Here is a 6,166-nt window from a genome sequence, read left to right on the forward strand (position 1 = left end):
GCGACGGTAGGCGAGCCGACGTGATCCGCAAAGCCGTCGGAGCGACCGAGCACTGTGAGCCGTGCGGGCCCCGTGGGATGCTTGGAATCAACTGACAGGCTGGGCCCGCCCACCCCCCCGGTGATCACTGCCTCGGCCCGCTGCCCGACGATGTGCGCATGGCCCCTGCAGAGCTCTCTCGCGCTTACACCCTCCTCGGCGCCGACCGGCGGCCCTACCTCTCCGGGCTTCCCGGTACTTTCGGCGGCCACCGGTCCCAGCGTCTGTACGGGCGGCTCGACTGTACGAGTGCCCTTCGGGCGATCGATCGCGGCGGATACGTTCGCGACCGCGTCTTCTTCGCCGACGAGGCGACGGCGATCGCTGCCGACTACCGGCCCTGCCACACCTGTCTGCGCGAGGAGTTCACGGCCTGGAAGGAGCGCGGCATCACGGGCGACTTCACCGACCGCACCCCGTCCGGGCCCGAGGGCCTGCCAGAGCTGCCCTGGTCGGAGGCCGACCTGGCCGAACTCGCCGTTGACCATCGGGAGTCGATACGGCTCCACGCCGCCGATCTCCTCGACCTCCTGGCCGCACTCGAAGGCGGCCCGCACTCGCACGCCGAGGTCGCCGAACGCCTCGGCCGCTCACAGCTCGAGCTCCGGGACACCTTCCGCTCCCTCAGCCGAGTCGTGCACGCGGACCACGGCCGGGCCAACTGGCCGGTGCACTGGGCGACCGGGAGAGGCCGTACCTATTGGTACGTCCTGGCGGGACAGAGCCGGGCGCACTGGCGGAGGCTGCGCAGCATGTGATCGTGCTCGTCCTCGGAGCGCGTGACCGTCCACCGGCTTCCGGACTGCCCACCGGCGGCGCGGGCGACGGGGTCCGGTTCGGCTTCAGTCGAGGCTGGCGACGACGGCCTCTGCGCCGCGTCGCTGCTCGTCGAGGGTGGGGTTGTGCAGGCGTGTGGCGAGGGTCCAGCCGTGGCCGGCCGGGTCGGTGATCCGCGCGTACCGGTCGCCCCAGTACGACTGGCGCGGTGGGGAATCGAGGGACGCGCCCGCCGCAGCACTTCGTCGACGTTCGCGGTGTAGAGGGTGAGGGTGACGGTCGTGCCTCCGAGGGACCGGGGTGTCCTGCCCCGCATCACGGGCAGGACGTCGTGGATCTGCAGGAGGCAGTCCCCGACGGCGACTTCGGCGTGGGTGACCGTGCCGTCCTGGGTTCGCACCACGTCGAGCCTGCGCGCGCCGAAGGCCGCCTCGTAGAACTCGATGAGGGCACTGGTGTCCTCGACGGCGAGGTACGGGGTGACGGAACGGAATCCCGGCGGCCGCCATCCCGTGCTGGTGGGGGCGGCGGTGGTGCCGGGGGCGGCCCGGGTCTCTGCCGCCCAGCGGGCGAACAGCGCGTCGCAGGCACCTTCGCGGACGGCGCCCCTGACGGTGATGTCACTGAACGTGGGTCCGGTGAGGATGTCGCGCATGCGGTGGGGGAAGTGCCGGATCCCCAGACCGGCCAGAGTGGGGAGTGAGGACCCGTACACGACCCCTGTCACACCCGCCCAGCCTGCGGCACCGGCGCACATGGGGCAGCACTCGGCCGTGGTCACCAGGACGCAGCGGCGGGTGTCCAGGCCGTCGGCGGCTGCTTCGCGCAGCACGTTCATCTCGGCGTGGGCAGTGGGGTCGCCGTCGAGGGCGCTGTTGAGGGAAACCGCGGCGAGGGAGCCGTCCCTGGTGTCCAGCAGCCCTGCGGCGAAGGGGTTGCCTGCGGCATCGGCCCGGGCGAGGAGGCCGTCCATCGCCGTGTTCACAGCGGCGTCGGAGAGCAGCGTCGCCGCTCCTTGACGTCCCGCTTCGTCGGTGGGATTGGGCAGGGTCATCGAAGCTCCAGGCTCTGCGGCGGTTGCGTGGCGGTCCCGCACGCTTGTGGGTTCCAGGGGGAGGGGGTGTAGCCGAGCGCGGTGCACAATGCGCGCAGGGGGCGGGGGTCGACGGGCAGGTCGATGTCCTGCGGGGGAAGGATGGTGCCGGTGGCGATCCGGTCGCCGACATCGCCGAGGAAGACCTTGAACGGCCCGTGGTCGCTCCGGCCGTAGTGGAGCATGTCCGCCTCCCACGGAATGTCGAGGAACGCGCAGATCTCCTTGACGACCGGTTCCGGGTCGGCGACCAGGTCCTCATAACGCACCGTCAGGCCCGGCAAAGCCGCACGGGCTTCGACGAGGGCGTGCAGCAGGGCGGTGACGAACTGCAGGACCGCTTCGGGGGCGGCCCAGTCGCGGTACTGCTCCCCGTGGACGAGGCGCAGTTGCTCGCCCATGAGTCCGTGGTGGGCGGCGAGCATGGAGCGCAGGATGTGTTCGGGGTGGCGGAGCAGGAAGACGTACCTCGCCTCGGGCCAGCAGGCGTGCAGCCGTTGCCAGGCCAGAAGGTTGGTCGGTGTCTTCTCCACGATGGTGCGCTTGCCGCTCGTGCTCAGGCGCTCGTGCAGCAGCCGGTCCCACAACAGGTGTTCGAGGTCGTCCCCGTTCAGTCCCAGGGCTTCCAGCACCGCCGTGGTCTGCGGCTGCCCGCCCTGGACGGCGAATTGCGTCAGGTGCATCTCGTGCGGTGCGTGCACCTGCGAGTGGGAGTCCAGCACGCAGCGCAGCAGGGTCGAGCCCGACCGGACGGCGGAGAGCAGGAACACGGGGGAGGGGACCAAGCGCTGTGTCATGCGGCACGCTCCAGGTGCAGATAGTCCTGGGGGCAGGTGAGGAGGTATCTGCCGCCGGGTGTCCGGTGGTGTTGGTCGAGGTAGTCGGCCAGTTCGTCGAGGCGGGGCGGCGGTGTGGGCAGGGGAGCGTCGTTGAGGAGGAACCGGGCGATGGTGAGCGCGCTGTCCAGGTCGGGAGTCTCCACGGTTCCAGGAACCGTCGTGAGGCTCGTCCGCCACTCGTGGTGGAGGTCGGCGGCGGTGAAGGGGGCCGGCAGGCTGCGCAGGTCGTAGCGGTAGCCGCTGAAGTGCCGGAGCATGCGCATGCAGTCACCCTCGGGGTTTTGCAGTACGACAACGGTCTGTCCGCCCCGGGCCGTCCAGGAAGCCAGGCGTTGCACGGTGGACAGCCATTGGCCGGGGTCCACGTGGTAGAGGACGTGCGAGCACAGCACCAGATCGGCCCTCTCGTCCACCTGGGCGGTCGCGATGGACTCAGCCAGCACGCGTGCCTGCGGGCAGGCCCGGGCCAGCCGGTCTCTGAGGTGAGGGTTGGGCTCGATGGCGGTGATGCGCTCGAAGGAGTCTGCCAGGGCGGCAGTGGAGCGGCCGGTTCCGGCACCCGCGTCGACGAACACCGCGCGGCGCGGCAGGGCGGCGACCGTGGAGGCCAGATGGGCGCCGCCGGAGTTCTTGCCCGCAGCGTGGGTGAGAAGTGTCCTGAACGCCCTGTCGTACTCGGCGCCCAGCGGGTCCAAGGCAGTCACCACAGGCCCACGATCACCGTGCGGAGCAGGAACGATGTTGCTCACACAACCTCCTCGACACCAAGAACCGCAACGTATCCTCGGCCCTGCCCAGCGCGCGGGCGCGATACGCCCGCATTCCGTGGCGCTTCGACCTGAGTCCGAATTCGACCTGAATCCGAAGGGGACGAGCATGACGTCGACATCCCGGCCGGAGTTCCGCAACTACGTGGAGATCATCCTGGAGGGCCTGGCGGAGGAGCCCGGCTGCGACATCCTGGTGAGCGGCGAACGCCGCATGGGTGCGGACGAGTTCCGTTCCCTGGTGTACCGGCTGGCGCGGGCGTTGCGGGAGCGCGGGGTCGGTCCGGGGCGGACGGTGACCCTGTTGTGCGGGAACCTGCCGGAGACGATCGCGGTGCGGTACGCGGTCAATCTGCTGGGTGCGCACTTCAACCATCTCTACAACCGGCTCGCGGTGGACGTGCAGGCCCTGATGATGGCCGACGTGGACACGTACGCGCTGATCGTCGACCCGCGCCTGGCCGACCGGGCGGCGGAACTCATCGGCGCGGTACCTCCGGTGGAACACGTCCTGGTCCTCGGCGAGGCCCCCGAGGACGGGCGCGCGCGGGTTGCCCGTATACGGGGGAGCCTGGGCGAAGACCTCCTGGCCCTCGCCGAGAAGCAGCCGGACGCCCCCGTGGAGAGTGCCGCGCGCCCGGACGACCTGTGCTTCGTCCGGCACTCGGGCGGAACCACCGGACACCCCAAGGGCGTTCGCAGTACGTTCGCCAGGATGCAGGGCGGCGTCGCGCGCACGAGGGAGCTGTTCAGCGGGACGGAACGGCGGGATCTGGTGTGCACCCCGTTGTCGCACGCCGCCGGGTTCATCGCGGACGGCACCCTCTCCGCCGGAGGCACCGTCGTACTGCACTACGCCTTCGACCCGGCCGACATCCTCGCCACGATCGCCCGCGAGCACATCACCAACATCATGCTGCTCCCTCCGCTCCTCTACGAGGTCCTCGACCACCCCGACGCCGCACGCACCGACACCTCCAGCCTCCGGCAGATCACCTACGGCGGAACCCCCTCCTCCCCGGCCCGCATCGCCGAAGCCGTACGACTCCTCGGGCCTGTACTGCAGCAGGGGTACGGGCAGTTCGAGGCCGGGGCGGTGAGCGTGCTGCCCGCCGCCGAGCACGACCCCGACCGCCCGGACGTCCTGCGCACCGCCGGGCGACCGGTGCCGGGCGTCGAGGTCGAGATCCGCGACGAGAAAGGACAGGCGCTGCCCACCGACCGGGTGGGGGAGATCTGCGTGCGCTCGGAGATGGTGTTCGAGGGGTACTGGAAGAACCCCGAACTCACCGCCGAGGTGCTGCGGGAGGGGTGGGTGCACACCGGCGACCTCGGCTCCCTCGACGAGCAGGGATACCTGACCGTCGTGGACCGGATCAAGGACATGATCGCGGTGGTCGGCGGCCACGTGTACACCACCGAGCTGGAGGACTTCCTCAACACCCACCCCGCCGTACGGCAGTCCGCCGTCTACGGGGTGAAGGGAACCGGCGGCCACGAACACATCCACGCCTCGGTCGTCACCACCCCCGGTGCCACCGTGACCGCCGACGACCTGCGGACCTGGGTACGGGAGGGACGCGGCGCGATGTACGAGCCCGACCACGTCGACTTCACCGACGCCCTGCCGCTCACCGACGCGGGCAAACCCGACAAGAAGCGGCTGCGGGCCGAAGCCGCCGAGCGGAACTGACCCCCGGTCCCCACCCGAGGCCGCCGCACACCGTTCGTGAGTGCCGACCAGTGATCTCCGCGTCGGCCGGCCAGCAGGCTCGCCCGCATGAGCGACATGGGTGACATGGGTGAGCGGAACCGGTGGATTCCCCTGGAGGGCGCCGTCAACGCCCGTGACCTCGGCGGTCTTCCCACCGCTGACGGCCGCGTCACCCGGGCCCATCGCCTGTACCGCTCCGACAACCTCCAGTCGCTCACCGCGCACGACGTCGACCACCTCACCCGGGAGAGGAACCTCCGCCAGGTCGTCGATCTGCGCAGCGACACCGAGGCCGAACTCGACGGCCCGGGGCCCCTGGTGGGCCATCCGCTCGTCACCCACCACCACCTCTCGCTCCTCTACCTCGTCGCCGAACCGGAGGACCTGTCCGACGCCGTACCCGTGGACAACAGCGAGGGCGCGCGCAGCATCGCCCTCTACCGCGGCTACCTCAGCCACCGTGCCGACTCCGTCCTGAGCGCGCTGCGCGTCATCGCCCACGGCGAGGGGGCGAGCATCGTCAACTGCGCGGCGGGCAAGGACCGTACCGGAGTCGTCATCGCGCTGGCTCTGTCCGTCGTCGGCGTGACCCGCGAGGCGATCGTCGCCGACTACGCCGCCACCGGCGAGCGGGTCGCCGCCCTGCTCGCCCGGCTGCGGGCCAGCCCCACCTACGCCAAGGACCTCGGCGACGACCTTCCCGAGTCCGCCTACCTTCCCCGGCCGTTCATCCTGGAAAGCTTCCTCGCCGGCCTCGACGAACAGCACGAAGGCCCGCTCGGCTGGCTGCGGGCCCACGGCTGGACGGCCGCCGACACCGAGGCCCTGCGGGCCCGCATGCTGTAGGGCGCCTAAGAGGTCGCGCGGATAGGTGTGGTGCTTGGGCAGCGCGACACCGTGGCGGAGCGATGGAAAACCGAGGATCACTCTGTCGTCG

General features: G+C 70.7%; 6 protein-coding genes. 3 read left to right on the top strand and 3 right to left on the bottom strand.

What is annotated here, in order from left to right; all coding sequences use genetic code 11:
* The first annotated feature begins 158 nt into the window (after positions 1-158).
* The gene (locus IE269_RS43535; protein ID WP_318299690.1) at positions 159-797 is read left to right on the top strand and encodes a hypothetical protein; all 639 of its coding nucleotides are present in this window, start codon (positions 159-161) and stop codon (positions 795-797) included.
* Here IE269_RS43535 and IE269_RS39545 read toward each other — a convergent pair.
* Genes IE269_RS39545 through IE269_RS39555 form a run of 3 tightly spaced genes read right to left on the bottom strand, consistent with a single transcriptional unit; the run spans position 737 to position 3,455 of the window.
* On the bottom strand, positions 737-1,870 hold the full coding sequence (locus tag IE269_RS39545; RefSeq protein WP_189828175.1) for a deaminase: 1,134 nt from the start codon (positions 1,868-1,870) through the stop codon (positions 737-739). The two genes, IE269_RS43535 and IE269_RS39545, sit on opposite strands and share 61 nt — an antisense overlap.
* Positions 1,867-2,706, bottom strand: a complete 840-nt coding sequence (locus IE269_RS39550) for a sulfotransferase family protein (RefSeq protein WP_189828176.1) — start codon at positions 2,704-2,706, stop codon at positions 1,867-1,869. Before IE269_RS39550 ends, IE269_RS39545 begins: the two co-directional genes overlap by 4 nt.
* Positions 2,703-3,455, bottom strand: a complete 753-nt coding sequence (locus tag IE269_RS39555; RefSeq protein WP_189828177.1) for a class I SAM-dependent methyltransferase — start codon at positions 3,453-3,455, stop codon at positions 2,703-2,705. Before IE269_RS39555 ends, IE269_RS39550 begins: the two co-directional genes overlap by 4 nt.
* 169 nt (positions 3,456-3,624) lie before the next feature.
* Here IE269_RS39555 and IE269_RS39560 point away from each other — a divergent pair, with 169 nt between their 5' ends.
* Both IE269_RS39560 and IE269_RS39565 read left to right on the top strand, forming a co-directional pair.
* Complete coding sequence (locus IE269_RS39560; RefSeq protein ID WP_189828178.1) at positions 3,625-5,208, top strand: AMP-binding protein; 1,584 nt, start codon at positions 3,625-3,627, stop codon at positions 5,206-5,208.
* 87 nt (positions 5,209-5,295) lie between these two features.
* Positions 5,296-6,075, top strand: a complete 780-nt coding sequence (locus IE269_RS39565; protein ID WP_318299691.1) for a tyrosine-protein phosphatase — start codon at positions 5,296-5,298, stop codon at positions 6,073-6,075.
* The last annotated feature ends 91 nt before the right edge of the window (positions 6,076-6,166 follow it).

The sequence above is a fragment of the Streptomyces spiroverticillatus genome, assembly GCA_014650415.1.
Taxonomy (GTDB): Bacteria; Actinomycetota; Actinomycetes; order Streptomycetales; family Streptomycetaceae; genus Streptomyces; species Streptomyces spiroverticillatus.